Source organism: Chryseobacterium sp. PvR013, from assembly GCF_017833095.1.
GTDB lineage: Bacteria > Bacteroidota > Bacteroidia > Flavobacteriales > Weeksellaceae > Chryseobacterium > Chryseobacterium culicis_A.
Genome location: NZ_JAFIBT010000001.1, coordinates 5,053,011 through 5,075,592, shown reverse-complemented (window position 1 = coordinate 5,075,592; position 22,582 = coordinate 5,053,011). Strand labels below are relative to the sequence as shown.

Here is a 22,582-nt window from a genome sequence, read left to right as displayed (position 1 = left end):
CCTTTTTTAGTTGACAATATATGAAAAAAGACATACAGATCAGTTACGAATATTTTAAAAATAGCAGTGAACTGAGTGATATAGAAAATACACTATTTGAAAGAGCCAAAGAGGCTCGTGAGAATGCTTATGCGCCTTATTCTCAATTTTTGGTAGGATGTTCCGTATTATTGGAAAATGGAGAAATTTATTCCGGAAACAATCAGGAAAATGCTGCCTATCCGTCCGGGCTCTGTGCAGAAAGAACTACTCTTTTTTGGGTAGCCGCCAATTTTCCGGATGTGAAAATAAAAAAGATCTTCGTTGTAGGAGGTCCTAAAGAATTTCATGAAAAGAATCCTCCGATTCCTCCTTGTGGAGCATGCCGCCAAAGTTTGATTGAGTACGAAACCAAGCAGAACGAAAATATTGACCTTTATTTCTCCAGTATGAATGAAGAGGTTGTAAAAGTAAGTGCAGTAAAAGATCTGCTTCCTTTTTACTTTGATTCAACATTTTTGTAACCACTGGTTTAAAATCTTTTAATTTCAAGGATTTCATCCACCATGTCAAGGTTTAAAACCTTGACATGGTGAATAATAACTCAGTAAACAACAAACTTCACATTTCAGCATAAAAAAGGCTATCTCTTATCTTGAAACAGCCTTGTTTTTCTTTTATTCTTCAGATTCTACCTCATCATCTTCGTCTTCGTATTGCTCCAGATAGTAGCTAAAGCTGAAGTCTTCCACTTCCTCTTCAGCATCTTCAAGAGTAGTCAGCAGGTCTTCAAAAATCTCAAGCTGATCTACAGTCATATTTACGAATTCCAGGTGGAGCGGCATTTCCAAGTCTCCGGTGATGGTGTCAGACAGTGCATCAAGATTATCGCCAAAATGTTCAGGAAGCTGAATTTTTTCCTTTAACTGAGCGTAAAAATCTTCATAGTCACCTATGTCTGTAAAATCTATATATACTGTCTTCATATTGAACTAAATTTCCAATTTTTATTGATTAAAAAAGCTTTGCATTTTTGGCAGAAATCTTTTCAGAACTATCCATACAACACTTTTATTTTTCAAAAATACGACTTATCACTATTTAACTACAAATTATACGCTGGTCATTGCGAGGAGCTGTGCGACGAAGCAATCTCAAAAAACATCTAAAATATGCTGGATATCATCCGTAAGATCTTTCCAATCTGGGTTTATACTATTAATTAAATCCAATTTCTTTTGTCTTGAGCCAGCCTTTATTTGTTTTTCTCTAAATATAGCATCACCTATTTCCTGAAAAGCCTCCCAATACCCCAAAATATATAAATTATATCTTGGGGTAAAGCTTTGTGAATAGTATGCTTATTTATGATTTTTATTCGTCATAATATAGACAAAACCTGCTTTCATCTGTGATTCTTTTTTTGAGGTTGCTTCGTCACTCTGTTCCTCGCAATGACTATTTCTTATTTACAGCCTACTGTTTCTCAAAGCTCTTATAATGGTTTTTGGTAAGATATACGTCTCCATTTTGAGTGTAAATGATACGGTCAGCATTTCTTCCTCCACAATGATAGTTTACATCTGCTTCAAAATATTTCTCTCCGTCCGGCAAACGTCTCTCCCTGTTTCCGAATTTATCTCCACCAATAGCTTTTCCCGGAAGCACATCACAAAGATTCCCCTGGGAAGGATTCCATCCCTGTTTTCTGGCTTCATTTTTAGTGATATAATAATCTGGAAGTTGATGATTTTGTTTTACGTAGCTGATAACCGTTTTTTCTTCTGTAAGCTGATCAATGGAAACCTGAGCAGATGAATTTCCGTTATTGGAAGCTCCTTCTGAAGAGGTACTGCCATAGCTCACCGTTTCCTTTTTTACTGAATCTGACTGATCTTTTTTATCTTCAATAAAATTTTTATAGATATACATTACAGACATTCCGAAAAGGAGTCCCAGACATATAAAAAACACGGGTCTTATTTTACCGTTCATAACAATCGTTGTATTAATGTGACAATTTACCAGTATTGGTACAGTGTATTATGCTCTCCATTCTTCGGGAATATCACAAACCGGAATAGGATCCATTTTATGCTTGGCGGCTTTATGCATTCTGTCAAAAATTAAGAATACTTCCTTATCTCTTCCTTCATAATCATCGGCAGTTTTATTTCCGTATTCTTTCTGGATTTTTTCCAGTTCCGGATAAGATGCACCAATTTGCTGCTCATCTGTTCTGTCTACATCCCAAAGTCCGTCAGTAGGAATCGCTTCCTGAATGCTTTTAATTAAATTAAGCCCTTTGGCCAATTCATATACCTCCGTTTTATAAAGATCTGCAATGGGAGAAACGTCTACTCCACCATCTCCATATTTTGTATAAAATCCGATCCCGAAATCTTCCACTTTATTACCTGTTCCGCAAACTAAAAGTCCGTTCAGCTGTCCGTAATAATATAAAGTAAGCATTCTCAGACGTGCTCTCGTGTTGGCGAAAGCCAGTTTTTCATTAGGATACAGATCATCTTTTACATCAAAAGTTTTGTAAAGCTCCTCAAAAGCAGGGGTCAGATCTACAGACATTGTTTCTACATTCGGAAATCTGGATTTAAGGTCATCCATATGATCCTTTGCGCGGTCTACCTGATCTGCTTTCTGACGGATTGGCATTTCAATCAATAACGTTTTCAGTCCGGTCATTGCAGCCAGCGTAGAAACAACTCCTGAATCTACTCCTCCTGAAACCCCGATTACATATCCGTTTACTCTTGCTTTTGCCGCATAATCTTTTAACCAGTTTACAATATGATCTATCACTTTTTGTGTCTGCATCGTTTATATTTTTTTAGTCTATTCCAAATTCCTGAGGGTATTTCACCACTCCTTTTTTATTTTTTAATCCATCTTTTACCAATTCTACAGCCATTCCGTTTTCTTCCGGAATATCGAATGGAAAAGAAATCCCAAAATTACTTGTTTTTTTGTAACCAAAGCGCGGATAATAATTTTCATGTCCGATCAATATTACAGATTCATATCCCAGTTCTTTGGCAATATGGTGTCCCTGCAGAATCAATTTCCCTCCGATTCCCTGATTTTGAAATTCAGGTTTTACAGAAACAGGAGCCAAGGCAAGAGATTGGAAAGATTCTCCATCCTCTTCAATGGTAATTTTTGTAAACAGAATATGTCCGGCAATTTCTCCGGCTTCATCTTCTGCCACTAATGACAATTCCGGAACAAAGGCTTCAGATTTTCTTAATTTTTCTACCAGAAACTGTTCCTGATGATCACTGTATTCCATTTCTCTAAAAGCCTCTTCTGTAAGTTGAAAGACTTTTTGATGGTCTTTTTCCTCTTCCTTTCGTATCGTTATCATTTTTAAATATATTTCTCTTTTTTCAGTTCATACCAAAAGCAAGTTCCGTCTGGTTCTTCAAACTCACCTGTTTTTTCGAATCCTAATTTTCTTAAAATATGGTTGGAAGCATCATGTTCAGAATGGGCATAAGCATAAATGACCTCTGCATTCAGATCGTTAAAGCCATAATCCAGAGAGGCTATTCCGGCTTCCACAGCATATCCTTTTCCCCATGATTCAGGCAGAAAACGATATCCCAGTTCCAACACATTTTTATAGCCATTCGTTTCATGAGTCAGTAATTTTAATCCACTCCATCCTATCAGAAGTCCGCTTTCTTTTTCCACTACTCCCAGCCTTCCAACACCATTTTCCTCATACTGCTTCTGAATAATGCTGATAACATTTTTTGATTCATTGATATCGGTCAAAACGGGTACACCAATATATTTCATCACCTCAGGATTGGAATCCAAAAGAAAAATGCGTTCAACATCTGCCTCTTCAAGTTTTCTTAAAATCAGTCGTTTTGTTTCTATTTTCATAATGATTAGTTTTTATTCTTCTGCACCAAAAATGGTAACCTCTGTTTTTGTTCCTTTCTTTATATCTTTTTCCTTTATCTTATTCCCGATTATATTCAGAGTCTGTAAAGCCGGATTCCCGGAAATATCAATTTTTTGAAGTTTATTATGTTCCAGATTCAGTTTTCTTAATCCTTTACACTGAGCCAGGTCAATTGTTTTTAATTGATTTAAAGATAATGTTAATTGATCAATTTTTGGAATTCCTGTCAACGAAATACTTTCCAACCTATTATGATCCAAATACAAAGAACTTAAGTTTTTCAGATTTTCTGTTTTGAATGAAGAGATTTTACATCCTGTACATGACAACAACTCAAGCTGATCGAGGTTGCTTATTACCATATTAGGAATTACATTATCATCCAGGACAATCATTTTTACATTTTTAAAAAAGTGCAGATCATCCGTAGAAGTAATTCCTTTCTGAACAAGGAACAGATTGGTAACCCTATCTGCCTCCGGAGATTCCAGCATTCCATTTTTATTCAGATCAAAATTTTCAAGTACTGCTTTTTCAAAGTTTTTATCTTTAAATTCAAGCTTTTGCCCATAGAAAAAAGAAAGTCCATAAATAAGGTAAATGGCAGTAAATATTTTAATTTTCATCATAAATTGTGTATTTAATCCTTATTTTTGTAAACTTAAATTCCATGTAAAAATAATGAAGATTTTTAGATATATTGCACTTTCTTCTCTTTTAGCTGCCGGACTTATTTCCTGCAAAAAAGAACCTGAAAATCAATGGAAGGTAGAAGTTAAACAAACTGCCGAAAAAGTTGACATCACGGATATTTCCAAAGAGTTTTACAACCCGGCTCTTCCGCTGGATCAGTTTAAAGCTCAATTTCCCTGGTTTCAGGGCAGTGTTTCTGATGCCGATTTTGGAAAAAGAAGAGCAGATGCTGAAGAAATAAAAATCTATAAGGAAGCGATTGGGAAAATAGATCAGGCAAAGCTTCAAAAAGAACTTCAGAGTTTATTTTCACATATCAAATATTACTTCCCACAGTTTAAAACCCCAAAAGTATATCTGTTTTCATCAGCTTTACAGATGGTTCAGGATCCGATATTTTATGACCAGAAGGGCAATCTGTTATTTATAGATGTCACCGGTTTTATGGGAGATGGAAATCCTAATTATAAAGGCCTGGAACTGTATTTCCAAAAATCAATGAACCCACAAAATATTGTTCCAAAAGTGTCGCAGCTTTTTGCTGAAAACATTGTTACGGAATCTCCTGATCATCAGAAATTTATTGATCAGATTATTCTGAACGGAAAAGTAATGATTCTACAGGATGCTTTTCTCCCTGATGTTCCCGATTATCTGAAAATGAATTATACTCAGAAGCAGTATGAGTGGGCAACAAGTAATGAAGCCAACATCTGGAATTATTTTGTAGAAAGCAATCTTATTTTCGGAGATGATCCAAGATTGGGAGAGCGTTTCATTTCTCCTGGCCCATTCTCGAAATTTTACACAGAGATTGATAATGAATCTTCACCGCAAATCGGAATTTTTACGGGATGGCAGATCTGCAAGACATATCTTAAAGAAAAACCTGAAACAAAGTTGACCCAGTTCCTGAAAATGGATGCTACCACAATTTTTAATCAATCCGGTTATAAACCGAAACTTAAATAATAGAAAATTTAGAATTTAGAAAAAATAGAAAAATGAGAAAGACTCAGATTACGATAGATGTAGAGCTTGATGAAAATCATGTCCCGGAAAATATTACATGGAATGCTCAGGATGGTGGTATTGATAAACAAGATACCAAAGCAACCATGATTTCTGTATGGGATGATAAAACAAGAGAAGCCCTAAGAATTGATCTTTGGACAAAAGAGATGCCTGTAGACCAGATGAAGATGTTTATCCACCAGATTTTAATATCTTTAGGAAGTACGTATCAGAGAGCGACAGGTGAAGAGGATGTAGCCCAGTGGATGGAGGAAATTGCAGAAGAATTTGCGGTGAAATCTGCTATTAAGTAAAAAATACAATTGCAACAAGCTGAAGGCAGTAAGCGGTAAGCTTTTTGTATTCAGCTAGAGCAACTTTTAATAAAAACAATGAACATTAAACTCGTATGCTTAATGTTCAAGCCTAAAGCAAAAAATTATGAATTTTAATACAAAAGTAATTCACGGAGGGCAGCACCACGAGTCTGCAACAGGTTCTGTAAATGTACCTGTATTTCTGACCTCTACATTTGCACAGAAAAGCCCGGGAGTACATTCCGGATATGAATATTCAAGAGCTGCCAACCCTACAAGACAGGCATTGGAAGATTCTTTGGCGAGTATTGAAAACGGAGCGAGAGGTTTAGCTTTCGGTTCCGGTCTTGCAGCCATCGACTGTGTTTTGAAATTATTAAATCCTGGTGATGAAGTAATTGCCGTAGATGATCTTTATGGTGGAACTTACAGAATGTTCACAAGACTTTTCGAAAAATATCAGCTGAAATTTACGTTCGTGAATTTTGATGATGTTTCTAAAATTGCTGATGTTATCACGGATAAAACAAAACTGATCTGGGTAGAAACCCCTACCAATCCATTGATGAAATTAGTGGATATCAAAGCAGTAGTAGAAATTGCAAAGGGAAAAGATATTTTAGTGGCTGTAGACAATACTTTTGCAACCCCTTATATCCAGAGACCCATTGATCTTGGAGCTGACATCGTAATGCACTCTGCAACCAAATATTTAGGAGGACACTCTGATGTGATTGCAGGAGCTCTTATCGCTAAAGATGCTGAACTGGGAGACAAGCTTCACTTTATCCAGTTTGCAAGTGGTGGTATTTTAGGACCTCACGATTCTTATCTTGTATTGAGAGGAATCAAAACACTGGCGTTAAGAATGCAGAGACATTCTGATAATGGACTTGCTGTAGCCAAATATCTTGAAAATCATCCTGCTGTAGATAAAGTAATTTATCCTGGATTGGAATCTCACCCACAGTATGAATTGGCAAAATCTCAGATGAAGGAATCCGGAGGAATGGTTTCATTCACTTTCAAATCCGGAAAGAAAGAAGATGCTATCAAATTCTTAGAGAAACTAAGAGTATTCACCCTTGCAGAATCTTTAGGAGGAGTAGAATCTCTGGCTAACCACCCTGCTCTGATGACCCATGCTTCCATTCCGGCAGAAAAACGTGCTGAATTAGGAATCACTGATGACCTGGTTCGTTTAAGCGTAGGGATTGAAGATGCTGAAGATCTTATTGCAGATCTTGAGAAAGCTTTTTCTTAATATACTATAAACTAAAATGAGAAGGGTTGTCAAATCCTTCTCATTTTATATCACACACCAAATACTAATACTATGAAAAATACAAGAAAAGCTGCTATTTCCGATCTGCCCCAACTTTCGGAATTATTTGATCAGTACAGAATATTTTATCATAAAACATCCGATATTCCCGCAGCAACAAATTTTCTAAAGGAAAGACTTGAAAATAAAGATTCCGAAATTTTTGTAGCAGAAGAAAATGGTAGCCTGACAGGTTTCGTACAGTTATATCCCCTATTTTCATCCACAAGAATGCAGCGCTACTGGCTGTTGAATGACCTCTACGTAAATGAAACCCACAGAGGAAAAGGCTATTCCAAAGAATTAATTGAACAATCTAAAGAACACTGCCGTTCATCTAAAGCATGCGGTATTCTTTTAGAAACCGGAAAAAGTAATGATATAGGGAATCAGCTTTATCCATCCTGCGGCTTCGAACTGTATGACTCCGTGAATTTCTACGAATGGAGTAATTCATAAGTAATGAATAATAAGTAATGAGTAATTTTTCTGTAAAATGTATTCATTGCGATCATTGGTTTTCATTATATCCGCACCTCAAAATCAATTGATAAAAACAAAAACAATATGACCGATTTTCAAAAATACATTCAACGATATTTAGATCAGATTCCAGCAGGAGACTGGTTGAATGAACTGCAGACATCCGCAGACAAAACAATAGGAATTTATTCAAATCTTACTGAAGAGCAGTCTACTTTTGCTTATGCTGAAGGTAAATGGACTTTAAAGGAGCTTCTACTCCATTTATCAGATACGGAAAGAGTGTTCCAATACAGAATATTAGCTTTTGCCAGAGGAGAGAAAAACAATCTTCCAGGCTTCGACGAAGATGAATATGCTAACCGATCTTTTGCAAGTGAAAGAACCATCGAATCCCTTCTGGAAGAATACAAGCTGGTAAGAAAATCTTCTCAGATTCTATTAGAAACCCTTCATCCTTCCGCTTTACAAAATACAGGTACAGCCAATGGTCATGAAATTTCTGTAGAAACCATCGGAAAACTGATCGTGGGACATAATTATCACCACCTGAATATTATCGAGGAAAGGTATTTATCGAAATTGGGATGGATGTAGCAAAACGAATCGCATTCATCAGTGTATTTATTTTTGTGCTCTCTCTTTGTTTTACGGCTTTTAAAGTTGAGGATATGGGAGAAATTAAAGATTATAAATCATTTGAAGCTTTCCTTATAGGTCCCATTAGTTTTTTGGGCGGAGGTTTATTTGAATTTTTAGTATGGACCGCCAATGGCTGGTTTTTCATTGCTGTTATATTATGTTATAAAAGGTCTTTTCTCCTCTCAATCACATTAGGTATAATAGCCTTTTTAACAGCCGGCTCTTTTTTTTTCTGGAAGGAAATTTTAGCTGCTGAAAATGGAAGGATGGGAAAAATACACAGTTTGGAAACAGGGTATTTCCTATGGATAACTTCTATTTTATGTTTAACGATTGGTTCGTTTTATTTAATTATAAAATCTAAAAGAAATAAAATATTGCCCTAATTTCCCATGAGATCATTAAAAAATTTAAATATCACAGAAAGTATTCAATCTAAAAAATTAGTTTTTGAAGAAAGCTCCTATGATAAGTTTGACACTATTACGATCTATTTTGGTTCTTCAGTAATGGTTTGTGCTTCTCTATTTTTATTAAGAGATATAACACCTTCTCTTAATAATAGCTTAGAATATTCGATTCTTATAGGCTTGTTTATCTCTAGTGGATATGTTTTGTACTGTAAATTCACTGAGAAATATTTAAAAGAAATTCCGTTTGCCATTTCTAAAGAAGAAGCAAAAAAAAGAATTATTGAGTATGGGAAAAGACACCATTACAGAATTTCAAAGATTTCCGGCAATCTGATTTTTCTTAACGAGCCAAGTGACAATTATAGTCCAGGAAAAGAACATGAACAGACCACTATTGTGTTTTTTAAAAACAATGCTATTCTTTATACTTTAATTAAGGAAGGATCAAGATCGAATTTCCCTGTATTGCTTTCTCAACACTTAACCAAAAGGGATTTCAAAAAAATACTATGCCCTGAATATGTTGAACCCATTAAACGTACAACTTATTTCAATTCATTCTTTCACGGGTTATAATCTTTAAAAATTTACCATTTACTTAGTGATCGTTTGCCTAAAATTCACAGATTCTCTACCTTTATCCTTTCTTTGAACTCATATACTATTATGGAACATATTATCGAAATATTAAAATCCGGCGGAACAATCCTTTATCCTACAGATACGATTTGGGGAATTGGTTGTGATGCTACCAATATAGAAGCTGTCAATAAGATTTTTGACATTAAAAAGCGTGAAAAAAATAAATCCATGATCATCCTTGTTGAGTCTGAGAAAAGACTTCAGGATCTGGTGGATGTTCCTGAAATGGCGTGGGAAATTATTGATCTTAGCGAAAAACCGGTAACTATTGTTTATGAAAATCCCAGAGGTCTTCCGAAAGAACTTCTTGCAGAGGATGGAAGTATAGGAATCCGATTGGTAAAAAATGATTTCTGCAAAAAACTGATCACAAAACTGAACAGACCTTTGGTATCTACCTCCGCCAACTTCAGTGGTGAGAAAAGTCCGTTGAAATTCTCTGATATTTCTGAAGAGATGATCAGCCTTGTGGATTATGCGGTGGAAGAAGACAGAGAAAAAGTTTCAAAATATTCAGGTTCTTCCGTTATCAAAATATGGAATGACAACAGGATAAAAGTTCTTCGGGAATAAAAATCCTGAACCTTTATATTTAATTTTTTTAGAGTCTTGTCAGTTCATATCGGCAGGATTTCTTTTTTTTAATTCTATCTTTGCAAACTCAACTCATAAATTATTTGCTATGAATCATCAGGAATTTGCTCAAATGTGGGTTAATACTTGGAACTCTCATGATTTAGAGGATATTCTCTCCCATTATTCGGATGATATTGAGATTACAACTCCCATGATTGCAATGGCTGCCGATGGTAAGGAAAGTTCTTTAAAAGGAAAAGAAGCCGTCCGTGAATACTGGAAAAAGGCATTGGAAAAATTTCCTGATCTCCGTTTTGATCTGATACATTCCACTGCGGGAGTAGATTCAGTAGCATTATTTTATAAGTCGATTATGGATAAACATGCTGTTGAAGTCATGTTTTTTAATGAAGACGGAAAAATTAGTAAAATGTATGCTCATTATGATTAATGGTAGCATACGTAGAAATTGTCACTATTATTAACGATGAAAATTAATCTTAATCAAAATAAGAATTTAAAACTATTTAAAATCATTTCTGAAGCAGCAGAAAGGAATAACCAGTCCGTATACATTGTGGGCGGTTATGTGCGTGACCTTCTGATGAACAGAAAAGCTTCTACAGATATCGACTTTGTAACAGAGCAAAGTGGTATTGAGCTTGCCCAAAATGTAGCTCAGGATATAGATCCTAAATTAAAAGTTTCCGTATTCAAAACATATGGAACAGCGATGATCAAGTATAAAGAACTTGAGCTTGAATTCGTAGGAGCCAGAAAAGAAAGCTATACAGAAAACAGCCGTAAACCTGAGGTGGAAGGCGGAAGTCTGGAAGATGACCAGAAAAGAAGAGATTTTACCATCAATGCGATGGCTATTTCTTTAAATAAAGAGAACTTTGGAGAACTGATCGATCCGTTTAACGGGGTGGAAGATCTTGAAAAAGAAATCTTAAGAACTCCTTTAGAACCGGCTCAGACTTATTCTGATGATCCATTGAGAATGATGAGAGCAGTACGTTTTGCTTCAACTTTAAATTTTAAAATCGAGGAGAACTCTCTGCAAGCGATCCAACAGGAAGCGGAAAGAATCAAAATTGTTTCTATGGAAAGGATCATGGTAGAGTTCAACAAAATCATGCTTTCTGAAAAACCATCTATCGGACTGAGACTGATGGAACAAACAGGTCTTATGAAACTGATTATTCCTGAACTGATTGAACTAAAAGGCGTGGAAGAAGTGGAAGGACAAACCCACAAGGATAACTTTTATCACACGCTGGAAGTTGTGGATAATATTTCTGTGAATACGGACAATCTGTGGCTTCGTTGGTCTGCTCTGCTCCATGATATTGGAAAAGCTCCAACAAAAAAGTTTGTAGAAGGAACGGGATGGACCTTTCACGGACATGAATTTTTGGGCTCAAAAATGGTAAAAACACTTTTCCAGAGATTGAAATTACCATTGGGAAGCGATATGAAATATGTTCAGAAAATGGTAAAACTTTCATCAAGACCTATAGCACTGATTACTGATGACGCTTCAGATTCTGCATTGAGAAGACTTTTATTTGATGCAGGTGAAAATCTTGAAGATCTTTTTACCCTTTGTAAAGCAGATATTACCACGAAAAATTCTAAAAAACAGGAGAAATTCAAAAGAAACTTTGAATATGTAGCGGTAAAGATCAAAGAAGTGGAAGAAAAGGATCAGGTAAGAAATTTTCAGCCGCCTATTACCGGTGAAGAGATTATGGAAATGTTTAACCTTAAGCCAGGCCGTGAAATTGGTATCTTAAAAGAGAAAGTCAAAGAAGCTATCCTGGAGGGTGAAATTCCTAATGAAAAAGAAGAAGCCACAAAGTTTGTTATTGCTGAGGCTGGGAAACTGGGATTAACATTATAAAGTAAATTTATAAAAAGCATAAAAAATCCGGCGGAATGGAACATTCCGCCGGATTTTTTATGTGCACTGATGAAAACAAAGCCGGCCGGTTTCGAAGAAACCGGCCGGAAAAAAACACAAATGATGAAAAAATAAAAAATTATATTTTTATATACTGTAAGGTATTATGGATTCAGGTAAGTTCCGTTAGCACCCAGACCTCCTGTTTTAAGAGATCCCAGTTTGCTACCCGTAGTTGCTGAATACACTACCATTTCACTGTCCTGAGTAAACTGTTTAACATCTGATGCAAAAATTCTTCCATCTATTACATTAAATCCGTAAAGCGTAAAATAAGGACCTCCATCTGCAGCTGTTAACAATGGAGTTGTAGGAATTACAGGAGTCGCTAAACTTGTTGTATACACTTTATTCGAAGAGCTGAAGTATAATTTATCGTTATCAATCTGAAGGTTGGTTGCACTAGGAATTCCTGTTAGTGTAATTACTGGTGTAAGAGTTCCTGTACTTGAAATTTTATAGATGTAAGAATCTGTAGCTGTTGAAGAAATTGTGTAAACATTGGATTTATAAGACACTGTATTTCCAATCTGACCATTCGGAACGGTAATTTCAGTTTTATTGTCATTGGAAGTATTGATATAAGTAATCTTATTTCCAAATCCTGATGAAGCATTTTGTACAAAAACATTTCCTCCTGCTTCTACTGTTTTATCAGAAACGTCAGTCATACTGATTTTACTTACAAATGAATAGTCAGAAGCTTTATATTTCGTTACACTTTTCGTATTGGCTGTGAAATTGGTATTGGAAACGTAGATAAAGTCATTCGCAAAAGTAATTCCTCTTGGATTATCAAGCTGATCAGTAATTACTGCTAACTTCTTGAACGTATAACGGTCTACAACAACAATTTTGTTTGAGTTATTGATCACAAGATAAGCCTTATTTCCGTTAAGACCAATCGTTTGAAGAACATCACCAAGGATTTCTTTATTGTTATAACCGTACACATCATCCTGCTTCAGGCTTAAATCTCTTGTCAGGAATGTTACTTTAGCTCCCTGGCTGTTAAAATTCCCTTCATTAGAGATAAAATATCCGTTCTGATAAGTGATCGGAGAGATTTCAATTTCGTCAGAACCATTTGTACATGAAGAGATATTAAACAATAATACCACTGCAAAGAGTACAGTTAAAAGTTTAGTTATTTTCATAATTTATTCAATTTTATTTGTTAAAAATTTATTGCTGCATACACACTATAGTTTCTTTTCGGTAAAGGATAGAAAGCAACGGTTTTATAGTATGTATTGGTTAGATTATTCACTTTAAACCCTAAAGTATATTTTTTGGCTAAGGTTGCAGAAACACCCATATTTAAAAGAAAATAAGGATCTATGGCATCTGATCTTTTTTCATCACTTGTCGTGTAGGTAATACCATTCAGCAGTCCCTGTGCGAAAAATTTAAAGAAGCCATATTCATAATCTATATTCGCCGTCCCTCTGTGCATGGGAACGTAAGGTCTCTGCATCTTCGTTTCTTTATCAATAGATTTTGCATAATAGTATCCTGCATTTGCTCTGAATTTATGATTCCCAAACTGTTTACTGAAAGACAACTGGGATTCCAGCCCGTAAGATTCAAATTTATTGATATTGGATGCCTGCCAGTAGCCTAAAGCAGTGGGAAGCCATACAATAAGATCCGTCACATTCATATAATAAGGAGACAAAGTAAGTTTGAAATCTCCCATTTTGAACTCATTTGTCATATCAAACTGAGTAGAAGTTTCGGGTCTCAGATCTTTATTTCCTCCCGGTTCATAATAAATATCATTAAATGACGGATATCTGAAATTCTTTGATACGTTAAGACTCACATCATACCATTTCAAGGCACTCCATTTTCCGGAGAATGAATACATAAAAGGAGACTTCACATCTTCCACAAAATCTTTCTTAAATCCACCTTCAAAACGCAGGTCTTTCGTAGCAAAATACCTCAACAATCCTGAAATTGAGCCGATATTTCTGCTTACATCAGATATTCCACTCGCGTACCCTTCTCCTTTATTGATCTGAAATTCTCCGATAAGATTAAAATTCCATTTTGAATTCAGGAAATAATTGAAATCATTTTTGAAGATATAATTTTTCCCGGTTCCACCACTGGATTTAGGTTGATTTAGTGAACCGAAATACTGAAAGTTTTCTTCCGTATAGGCTGCTTTAAAGGAGTTGCTGAAATTTGTTTTGTTCCAGTCCCACGAAAGAAGACTTCTTACACTTTGAGTCTTATATTTTGTCTTTGTTCCTGTTTCTTCATACACAGGATAATGCTGTGAAGAATCAAAAAACTGGCTCTGCCATGAAATTTTATGATCATTCGTTATCTTGTAGGAAGCTCCTGCATTGAACGTAGTATTGTAATAATTTCCGTTTCTGTTAATATAGTTCAGATCGCTTACCTTATAATCATTTTCACTTACAGAATAATTTCCGGAAGCTTTAAAACTGAACCTTTCATTACTGTAAGAACCTTTTACAAAATTATTATAGGTATTAAAAGAAGCAACCTCTGAAAATAAAGAACCATGGAAACCTTTGTTAAAATCAAGGGTATTATTCAGGTGAATACTTCCTCCGATAGCACCACTTCCATACACCACACTTCCGCCACCGGCTTTTATACCGATCTGATCATAGCCGAACAAAGCAATATTATTGATATCTCCCTGTCCCAGAAAACTGGAATTGATATTAATCCCATTCCATACAAATGCTGTCTGCTGAGCGGTAGTTCCTCTGAATGAAGGTGAAGAAACAGCACCACGACCATTTTCTTTAATAAAAACCTGCGACTGAAATCTCAGAAGCTCCGAAAGATTACTGGAGTTTTTCTCGGCATCTTCCGCCGAAATTATTTTTACAGGATGAAAAAGTTTAACCCTGTTCATCTGGTTGTCGAAAACATAAATAGTATCGATGGTTTTCTCTTGTCCAAAAAGAAAGCAACCATACGATGAAAAAAGCAGTACTAAAGATCTTTTTATATCCATACTTTTTTACTTTTCCTCCGAAAGCAATATGTTTTTTTAATTATAATTCCGGCAGGTCTCCTGACTTTCGCATTCTGCTCCTTCCCGTTTTTATACAGTGGTTTTTTGCAGAAACTTTTGTTGCGATTTACAGTTGCGGGGACAGTCCGGGAGTTACACCCGATTCCCTTTTCATTCCAAAATACTGGAAACCAAAATTTTTGCAAAGATAGTTTTTTATATGTATCCGCCCAAAACCATACGTATGCTTAAAAAGCCGGTCTTCTTATGAGGTGAAACAAAAAAAGAACAGCTGCTTTCAATATTGAAAACAGCCATTCATCCCACTACTTTACTATTTATATATGTTACTTTTTAATCAGTTTATAAGTCTCTTTTTTACCTCTTTTCTCAGAGTATTGTAAAATATAATCTCCTTTTGACAAGGATGAAACATCAATCTGTCCTTCTACAGCATTGAATGATTTCACCCTTTGTCCAACCATATTATAAATTTCTGCGTTCTCTATTTTTCCTGTTCCTTTAAAATATAGAATATCAGCAACTGGATTAGGATAAATACCTATGCTGTTTTTTTCTTTTACAGCATCATTGATGGATAAAAATTCAGAAGTATCCAGATAAAAAGCGATCATCTGACCTGAAGCATTTGTTCCTGAACCGGCAATTTTCTTTCCGTCCTGTGAAATAGCCAGAGGAAGTCCCATTGTTACTCCATTCGTTGCAATTCCTAAAGATGCTGCATAATCATTCAGATTAATCCTTCCGGTAGCAGAAGTCCAGATAAAACCTTCTCCGGACATGGGAGGAGCACCAAATGCTCTGTAATATCCGATAACTTTTTTCCCATCAGCAGAAATTCCTGTTGCACCCCCTTTGAAACTGAAAGAAGCATTAGGATGGGTGATATACGTGAGCCCGCTTACAGTATTCCAAACATAGGGATTAGGATTTGCCGATCCTATGATGGTATTTCCGTCTGCAGAAATCCCTCCTGCTTCCCCTACATTATTCCCGTTATTATCAGTAATAAAACTTTCTACTCCATCCTGCCATTTTGCACCGCTTCTCGTACCGTTTGATTCATCCTGCCATCCTACAATCACTGTTCCTGCTGCATTAATTGCATTTGCTCTTGAACTGCGTCCGGAAACAATACTTCCAAGATCTACCATTCCGTTCACTTCATCCCATTTCACAGCGTGGGCATTCGCGGCAGTAAGAAACCCCAGCCCTACAATTGTATTTCCGTTGGTAGTCATTCCCCAGGTAGAGCTTACACTTCCGTCCCATCCGGTAGGAACAAGTCCGCCCCGGTTTACCCAAGTGGCAGCAGCAACATCATACGTTGATATTTCATTAAATCCTGTTGCAGTATTGGTAATGGAAGATGATATTTTAGTTCCGTCATTCGAAACAATAGTTCTTCCTGCAGCCGGATATCCGTTTGAAATAGAACCTATCTGTACAAGTCCTCCTGCTGCATTCCATTTATATATTCCTCCTGCGCTGGTATGCATACTTACCATTCCATTATCAGAAACTGCACCTACATTATAATTTCCTAAACCTATTACAGTAAGCTGCGCCTCTGCAAAACAAAATTTAAGGAAAATACAAGCCATCAATATTTTCATTGACATTCTGTAAAAATTTTTCATATTTTATTATATTTAGCGTTTCGAATTGGTGGAAACAATATTAATACAATATTTAGCCTATCCAAAGAAATAGGCTTTCATAATTCGTGAATTTCAAAAGAATTTAATTTTTAAAACACTCATAAACAAACAGATACAAAACAACATTTTGAATATGGATTTTACCAGAACTATTCAAAAAAACACAAAAAACAAATTACCAGAACAAAAATTATTTCAAAACAGCAGAAAAATATTCCTGTTTATTTTTATTTACAGCTCTTATTGTATCAATGGACAGTCCGGTCCGGACTTTACTATTTTAGCCGATAAGGCATTTCTCAAGCTCTATCAGAATTCTGACGAATGCATCAGTTATACCCAGGGAATTCTGGTTAGTGATCAGAATACGGAACACAAAATTGTGCTGCAAAATATTATTTCACAAGCTTTTGCCATGAAGGGCGATTATGTACAGTCTGTGAATATTTTTGCTCAAAAAGAAGATAATGGTCAGGCAAATGATCTTTCCTATGATAGGCAGGTCTTCAGTGATTATAATCTTGCGGATCAGTATCAGAATCTGGGGTTGTACAACCAGTCAAAAAGAATTATTTCTCATCTTTTATCTGATCAGAAGCTCCTTAAAAGTAATGATCCGACTTTAAAAGTCACTACCGCAAAACTGTATCAGCTTCAGGCTTTGAACTGCGGAATCAACAGGGATTATCCAACAGCATTGAAAAACCTTGATAAAAGCAATCAATACCTCAGTGGTCATAATGAAGAGAAGAAAATTTTAAAAATCGAAAACAGGATTTTCCAGTCTTCATACCTACTGAAGCAAAATAAACTCCCTGAATATAAATCCCTTATAGAAAGTGTCATTTCAGATCTTGAACATCAGAAAAACAAGCCTTTTCTGCTAGGGCTGGCTTATGAGAACTTATCCCAGTATTATTTCCTGAAACAGGATTATACAACAGCTATTGAAAAGCTGGAAACCGGGCTTGCATTGATTGAAAACCTTCCTTTCAACAATTTAAAAATTAAAATTTACGAATCACTAGCCCGTACTTACTACGCTATTCATAATGATGCAAAATACCATCAATACAATAAACTTTATACTGACTTAAAAACAAAAACAGATGTAAGTTCGAAAGAAGGAATACGGTATCTTGTGAAACTCGTTGAGACCAACCAGAATAAAAACATTGAATTTCAAAAACAGATATCACTCAGGTCTTCCCTGTTTTTGATTATCATTTTATCTTTGATTGTTATAGCCCTTTTTACCTATTTTTTACTCGTTACAAGCAAAAATAAAGATTTAAAAAAGCAATTTGATTTCTTTGAAAAACAGATCAGCCAGAAACCTCAACCTATTTTAATAAGCAAAACTCCTGCAGCAGCAAAAGATTCCGGATCTACCAAAATCTCCAGGAAAAAAGAAGATGAAATCCTCCAAAAGCTTGAAGAATTTGAAAAATCTGACCGCTATCTGAATAAAAATATGTCACTGTCTATGCTTTCTTCACAAATGGAAATCAATACAAAGTACTTATCCGAAGTTATCAATAATAAAGAAAAAAACTTCAACGGATACATTAACAAACTAAGGATCAATCACATTGTACAGTTATTAAGAAGTGATACAGCTTTTCTTAACTATAAAGTGAGCTACCTTGCAGAGTATTCAGGATTTTCATCCCACAGTGCCTTCACAACTGTTTTCAAATCCGTCACCGGAATGTCTCCCAATGCCTATATTCAGGAAATCAGTAAAACTAAAGCCGTATGAGACTATTTTTAAAAATACTATCACTGCTGCTGATAGCTTTTTATATTTTTACGAAAGCACAAAAGACACCAGACAGTGTCTTAATAAAAAAGGCTAAACTTGAAATTTATGACAACCCTGATAATACCATTAGAATTGGGGAACAATTATTAAAGAAATCTCATGATGTAAAGACCTCTATTAATCTTTATATGCTTCTTTCCACAGCCAATATTGCTAAAAGGAACTTTGAAGAATCGTTAAAATATATTTTAAAAGCAAAGGAACTTTCCCAGAAAACCAATGATCCCAAAAGCCAGTCAGGAGTACTGATCTCAGTGGCTATACAGTATCAGCAAATGGAACTTTTCAGCAAAAGTCTTGAAACATTGAATGAAGCCGATCAGTATATTGCAAAAATTCCGGCCAAAAATCCAGAAAGATATAGTGAGACGGCTGCAAGCTACGCCATAAGAGGAATGATTTATAAAAGCCAGTCCAATTCAGAAATTGCATTGGAAAAATTTCTGATTTCTATACAAAATTATGAAAAGGTTCCCGTGAAGAAAACTACTTATTCCAATATGAGTGTGGTGTATTACAATATTGGATATTGCTATCTTAATCTCAATCAAATTGACAAAGCACAGGAAGCTTTTTTACAATCTATCGCCTTCGCCCGAAAGAATTATGCTAAAAGTCTGGAAGCCTTTGCCCTGAAAGGAATTGCTGAAATCCATAAACAAAAGCATGAAAATCAATCTGCCATAAGCCTTTTACTAAAAGCTGAAAGCCTTTGTAAAAATACCGGAGATATTATTCTGAATGAAGGACTTTACAAAGAATTGGCTGATAATTATCTTGCTATGGGACAGCAAAATCTCTATCAGCAGTATAATAAAAAATATCTGGAAATGCGTTTCAAAAGAAAGCAGAATGAACTGAAGTCCATTAATCAGGTGATTGACAATCATAATAAGGAAACTGCATTGAAAAGTAAAGATCTGAAATCTTATTATCGCTACATTAAAATTATATCTGTTCTGCTGGGGTGCATTTTTATCGTTATCCTTTTATACTTTATTATAAAAATCAGAAAACAGAATAAAAAGTTTCAGAAAGAGATACAGCAAATGATAAGAACATCATAAGCTCTGAAAATAAAAAAACATTCCGGATAGGAATGTTTTTTTATGATCTGTAATTTTCAATTTATCTACCAATAACCTCAGTGATCGGGTTTCCTACATTTCCACTTGGGAACTGAATTTTCAATAGAGAAGATACAGTAGGAGCAATATCTGTCATGTGATATTCTTTATTGCTTTCTCCTTGTTTCACGCCCCATCCCATAAAGATCAATGGAATATGTGAGTCATAAGAATTCCATACACTGTGTGTAGTTCCTGTTTTAGAATATGGAGGAAGCATAGAATCGTGAGAAATTAACTGGATATCCCCGCTTCTCTGTCTGTTGATCCCATTGATAATTCTCTGTTTAATTGGCTCCGGAATACTCGCTTCCTGAACTCTATCTACAGAAACAGCATATAAAACAGTAGGATCTTTCTCAATTTCTTTTACAGCAAAGTTTCTAACGTCATCCAACTCAAGCTTGCTATCTGCCAATACTTTTCTGTTGAAATAAACCTGGTAGTTATCAATGGCATTGACCAATTTATCTGCTCCGAATTTATCTTTCAGTTTTTGGTTCAGATTCTTTTCAGCATCTTCCCCGAAGAAACCTGTAGTGATTTTATGTTCTTTAAGAAATCCTACAGAATGTGCTCCACCGTGGTCAGCAGATAGGAAAACCGTATATTCTCCTTTTCCTACTTTTGAATCCAGATATTTGAAGAATTCTGCTAAATCCTGATCTAATCTGATATACACATCTTCTACTTCAATAGAATTAGGTCCGAATTTATGTCCTGCATAATCTGTAGAGGCAAGGTTGATGGCTAAAAAGTCTGTAACAGCATCTCCACCCAGTTTTTCACCTTCAACAGAAGCTTCGGCTAACTTTAACGTCAACGTATTTCCGAAAGGTGTATAGCGGATATTATCTTTTTTAGTTTGATAGTCTTTTGCTAAATTACTGTAAGGGAAAGTAGGTGTTTTTGCACTTCCCAACAGGCCTTCCCAAGGCGAATTGTCCGGTGCACTTTCCGTATATTCATTGATTGGAAGTAAAGTATTCCAACCGTTGGCTACTAATTTTTCAGGAAGATTCTGAGAGTTGAATGATTTTACCCATTGAGGAAGGTCATTCATATACCAGGTACTGGTAATAAAGTTTCCTGTACTGTCATCAAACCAGAAAGCTCCGTTTGGCGTATGTCCGGCAGGAAGAATAGAAGCACGGTCTTTTAAAGAAACTCCTACTACTTTTCCCTGGAAGTTGGTGGCCAGCCTTAATTCGTCAGTCACCGTAGTAGACCAAAGATTTTTTGGAGAATGGCTTCCTGTTTTTACATTGGTGGTTCCCACGGGCTGAACGCTTTCATCCGCAGTACAGTACACTCCTTTTCCTGTTTCCTTATCCGTCCAGTCGTTTCCTGCAATTCCGTGGATAGCCGGTACAGATCCTGTATAGATACATGTATGTCCCAAAGCCGTAATGGTAGGAACATAAGGAATATGTACATTATTCAAAGAATATCCTGTATTCAAAAGTCTTTTGAAACCGTCATTACCATATTTACCATAAAAACGGTATAAATAGTCCCAACGCATCTGGTCTACTACCAGACCTACAACTAATTTGGGTCTTTCCAGTTGAGTATTTTTGTTCTTCTGTGCATTGATTGTAACTACGGACAATAAAGTAGCTGCCGCAATTGAAATGTTCCTAAGCATCCAAGTAAATTTTTATTGATGACAAATTTAAGGGTTTTGAAAGTTTTGGAGTATGAAATTTTATTTAAATTTGATTATTGTACAATTATCAATCAATCTTCTATGATTTTAGGCATATACTGGTATTTCAAATTTCCGGATCATTTATATGACTTTACGTTTTTCAAATTCTATCCGGGATATGGCGGCCATGCTGATAATCCGGCTGAACTGGCAGCAAGAGTTCAGGTTAAAAATACAGATGATTTTATAATGAAACTGGAAGAACTGAAATCAGGCTTTAACAAAACCTATCTACATGTCAATACCGATGGGAATCAGTTGATCCTCAATATCGGGGACCATATGCTTTTTGATTTTCACTTTCAGTTTGCCGTAGAGATTGAAGAGCTATTGATCCGTGAAAATGCAATACTATTAGATTCAAGCCCTCCTTTCACCCTTCAATCCAGTAAAAGCTATCCTCCTGAAAGAGAAGAATTCAAAAATATAGAACACCGGTTCATTCAGATGGTGGGTTCAGATTTAAAAAAAAGTAATGCTGAAAATTATACGGCCAGAATTGACTGTAATCTACCTTTAGAGCATAAACAAAATCTTATTAATGATTTAGTACAGATTTGCCGGGAGGAAAATCTCCATGTATTCTATTATCATGATTCTGATTTTAATGCTCATTGCAACCTGATGCTGTTTTTCAGCAATGGCAGGCAGAAAAAAGAGAATATCCAAAAGGTTGATATGAATTCTTTTGGAAGTAAAGTTCGTCAAATTACCCGGAAATTCCCTCTTCATTTCGGTCATTTCGGAAGCTTTAAAGAATATCCTTTACAAGGGCCTCATGTAGTGTTGATAGCAGATGAGGAATATATTTTAAACAAAAAATAAAACTATTTAAATTCAATCCTATGATCAAATTCAAATATGTCATTCTCTATGTGGAAGATGTAGAGCAGTCTATGAATTTTTATAAAAACACCTTTGGTTCTGAAATAAAGTTCATTACCCCTGAAAAAGATTATGGTGAGCTATTGACGGGAGAAACAACGCTGTCATTTGCTTCTCTCAGTCTTGCGAATTCCAATATTAGAAAAGGATTTTTAAGCTCAAAAACTCAGGATAAGCCTTTCGGAATAGAACTGGGATTTACCACAGACCATGTTGAAGCCCTGGTGGAAAAGGCCATAAAAAACGGAGCTGTTCTTTATGAAGATATCACGGTAAAACCATGGGGACAAAAAACAGCCTATATCCAAGATCCTGATCATTATCTGGTAGAAATCTGTACTGAAATTCAATAAGTATAAAAAAATTTG

25 protein-coding genes and 1 riboswitch are annotated in these 22,582 nt (G+C 35.6%); of the genes, 15 read left to right on the top strand and 10 right to left on the bottom strand.

The annotated features are described in order from the left end of the window. The first annotated feature begins 20 nt into the window (after positions 1-20). Positions 21-503 (top strand): cytidine deaminase, encoded by a 483-nt coding sequence (locus tag JOE44_RS23120; protein ID WP_209788078.1) that lies wholly within the window; start codon positions 21-23, stop codon positions 501-503. Between the two features lie 153 nt (positions 504-656). Here the strand turns inward: JOE44_RS23120 and JOE44_RS23115 are convergent, their stop codons facing one another. The 6 genes from JOE44_RS23115 to JOE44_RS23090 all read right to left on the bottom strand — a co-directional run bounded on the left by JOE44_RS23115 (position 657) and on the right by JOE44_RS23090 (position 4,539). Then, complete coding sequence (locus JOE44_RS23115; protein WP_209788076.1) at positions 657-965, bottom strand: barstar family protein; 309 nt, start codon at positions 963-965, stop codon at positions 657-659. Positions 966-1,455: 490 nt separating this feature from the next. Further along, positions 1,456-1,974, bottom strand: a complete 519-nt coding sequence (locus tag JOE44_RS23110; protein ID WP_209788074.1) for a ribonuclease domain-containing protein — start codon at positions 1,972-1,974, stop codon at positions 1,456-1,458. Positions 1,975-2,022: 48 nt separating this feature from the next. Next, positions 2,023-2,814, bottom strand: coding sequence for an NAD(+) synthase (nadE, locus tag JOE44_RS23105; RefSeq protein WP_209788072.1), 792 nt, complete (start codon positions 2,812-2,814; stop codon positions 2,023-2,025). Positions 2,815-2,827: 13 nt separating this feature from the next. Beyond that, positions 2,828-3,361 (bottom strand): N-acetyltransferase, encoded by a 534-nt coding sequence (locus tag JOE44_RS23100; RefSeq protein ID WP_209788069.1) that lies wholly within the window; start codon positions 3,359-3,361, stop codon positions 2,828-2,830. A gap of 2 nt (positions 3,362-3,363) precedes the next feature. Next, positions 3,364-3,888, bottom strand: coding sequence for a GNAT family N-acetyltransferase (locus tag JOE44_RS23095; protein ID WP_209788066.1), 525 nt, complete (start codon positions 3,886-3,888; stop codon positions 3,364-3,366). A gap of 12 nt (positions 3,889-3,900) precedes the next feature. Beyond that, positions 3,901-4,539, bottom strand: coding sequence for a leucine-rich repeat domain-containing protein (locus tag JOE44_RS23090; protein WP_209788063.1), 639 nt, complete (start codon positions 4,537-4,539; stop codon positions 3,901-3,903). A gap of 52 nt (positions 4,540-4,591) precedes the next feature. On the opposite strand from JOE44_RS23090, the gene JOE44_RS23085 reads away from it, so the two are divergent. The 10 genes from JOE44_RS23085 (at position 4,592) to JOE44_RS23040 (ending at position 11,920) form a co-directional block, all read left to right on the top strand. After that, a complete protein-coding gene (locus JOE44_RS23085; RefSeq protein ID WP_209788060.1) occupies positions 4,592-5,575 on the top strand; it encodes a gliding motility protein GldB in 984 nt (327 codons plus the stop codon). A 32-nt stretch (positions 5,576-5,607) separates the two neighbouring features. Further along, entirely contained in the window at positions 5,608-5,931 is a 324-nt protein-coding gene (gldC, locus tag JOE44_RS23080; RefSeq protein ID WP_034695059.1) for a gliding motility protein GldC, read from the top strand. Between the two features lie 127 nt (positions 5,932-6,058). After that, on the top strand, positions 6,059-7,198 hold the full coding sequence (locus JOE44_RS23075) for a cystathionine gamma-synthase (protein WP_209788057.1): 1,140 nt from the start codon (positions 6,059-6,061) through the stop codon (positions 7,196-7,198). 72 nt (positions 7,199-7,270) lie between these two features. Next, positions 7,271-7,717 carry a GNAT family N-acetyltransferase gene (locus JOE44_RS23070; RefSeq protein ID WP_209788054.1) on the top strand — a complete coding sequence of 149 codons (447 nt, stop codon included), beginning with the start codon at positions 7,271-7,273 and terminating at the stop codon, positions 7,715-7,717. 108 nt (positions 7,718-7,825) lie between these two features. Beyond that, positions 7,826-8,338 carry a DinB family protein gene (locus tag JOE44_RS23065; protein WP_209788051.1) on the top strand — a complete coding sequence of 171 codons (513 nt, stop codon included), beginning with the start codon at positions 7,826-7,828 and terminating at the stop codon, positions 8,336-8,338. After that, on the top strand, positions 8,329-8,769 hold the full coding sequence (locus tag JOE44_RS23060) for a hypothetical protein (protein ID WP_209788048.1): 441 nt from the start codon (positions 8,329-8,331) through the stop codon (positions 8,767-8,769). Before JOE44_RS23065 ends, JOE44_RS23060 begins: the two co-directional genes overlap by 10 nt. Positions 8,770-8,775: 6 nt before the next feature. Beyond that, positions 8,776-9,372, top strand: a complete 597-nt coding sequence (locus tag JOE44_RS23055) for a hypothetical protein (protein WP_209788045.1) — start codon at positions 8,776-8,778, stop codon at positions 9,370-9,372. A gap of 90 nt (positions 9,373-9,462) precedes the next feature. Beyond that, positions 9,463-10,011: an L-threonylcarbamoyladenylate synthase gene (locus JOE44_RS23050; protein ID WP_047378653.1), complete on the top strand. Its 549-nt coding sequence runs from the start codon at positions 9,463-9,465 to the stop codon at positions 10,009-10,011. A gap of 109 nt (positions 10,012-10,120) precedes the next feature. Continuing rightward, positions 10,121-10,465: a nuclear transport factor 2 family protein gene (locus tag JOE44_RS23045; RefSeq protein ID WP_209788042.1), complete on the top strand. Its 345-nt coding sequence runs from the start codon at positions 10,121-10,123 to the stop codon at positions 10,463-10,465. Between the two features lie 36 nt (positions 10,466-10,501). Then, positions 10,502-11,920 (top strand): HD domain-containing protein, encoded by a 1,419-nt coding sequence (locus JOE44_RS23040; protein ID WP_209788039.1) that lies wholly within the window; start codon positions 10,502-10,504, stop codon positions 11,918-11,920. A gap of 164 nt (positions 11,921-12,084) precedes the next feature. On the opposite strand, the gene JOE44_RS23035 is transcribed toward JOE44_RS23040, so the two are convergent. The 3 genes from JOE44_RS23035 to JOE44_RS23025 form a co-directional block, all read right to left on the bottom strand. Next, positions 12,085-13,137 (bottom strand): DUF5074 domain-containing protein, encoded by a 1,053-nt coding sequence (locus tag JOE44_RS23035; RefSeq protein WP_209788036.1) that lies wholly within the window; start codon positions 13,135-13,137, stop codon positions 12,085-12,087. A 20-nt stretch (positions 13,138-13,157) separates the two neighbouring features. Further along, positions 13,158-14,984 carry a TonB-dependent receptor gene (locus JOE44_RS23030; RefSeq protein ID WP_209788033.1) on the bottom strand — a complete coding sequence of 609 codons (1,827 nt, stop codon included), beginning with the start codon at positions 14,982-14,984 and terminating at the stop codon, positions 13,158-13,160. Between the two features lie 32 nt (positions 14,985-15,016). After that, a riboswitch (cobalamin riboswitch) is annotated at positions 15,017-15,195 on the bottom strand. 136 nt (positions 15,196-15,331) lie between these two features. Further along, the gene (locus tag JOE44_RS23025; protein ID WP_209788031.1) at positions 15,332-16,645 is read right to left on the bottom strand and encodes a T9SS type A sorting domain-containing protein; all 1,314 of its coding nucleotides are present in this window, start codon (positions 16,643-16,645) and stop codon (positions 15,332-15,334) included. Positions 16,646-16,799: 154 nt separating this feature from the next. Between JOE44_RS23025 and JOE44_RS23020 the strand changes: the two genes are divergently transcribed. Together JOE44_RS23020 and JOE44_RS23015 are read left to right on the top strand one after the other, a co-directional pair. After that, positions 16,800-18,428: an AraC family transcriptional regulator gene (locus JOE44_RS23020; RefSeq protein WP_209788028.1), complete on the top strand. Its 1,629-nt coding sequence runs from the start codon at positions 16,800-16,802 to the stop codon at positions 18,426-18,428. Further along, a complete protein-coding gene (locus JOE44_RS23015; protein ID WP_209788025.1) occupies positions 18,425-19,558 on the top strand; it encodes a tetratricopeptide repeat protein in 1,134 nt (377 codons plus the stop codon). Before JOE44_RS23020 ends, JOE44_RS23015 begins: the two co-directional genes overlap by 4 nt. Positions 19,559-19,619: 61 nt before the next feature. On the opposite strand, the gene pafA is transcribed toward JOE44_RS23015, so the two are convergent. Beyond that, positions 19,620-21,266 (bottom strand): alkaline phosphatase PafA, encoded by a 1,647-nt coding sequence (gene pafA / locus JOE44_RS23010; protein WP_209788022.1) that lies wholly within the window; start codon positions 21,264-21,266, stop codon positions 19,620-19,622. 102 nt (positions 21,267-21,368) lie between these two features. Between pafA and JOE44_RS23005 the strand changes: the two genes are divergently transcribed. Together JOE44_RS23005 and JOE44_RS23000 are read left to right on the top strand one after the other, a co-directional pair. Beyond that, positions 21,369-22,154 carry a hypothetical protein gene (locus JOE44_RS23005; RefSeq protein WP_209788020.1) on the top strand — a complete coding sequence of 262 codons (786 nt, stop codon included), beginning with the start codon at positions 21,369-21,371 and terminating at the stop codon, positions 22,152-22,154. Positions 22,155-22,174: 20 nt separating this feature from the next. Continuing rightward, complete coding sequence (locus tag JOE44_RS23000) at positions 22,175-22,567, top strand: VOC family protein (protein ID WP_209788017.1); 393 nt, start codon at positions 22,175-22,177, stop codon at positions 22,565-22,567. Positions 22,568-22,582 lie beyond the last annotated feature (15 nt).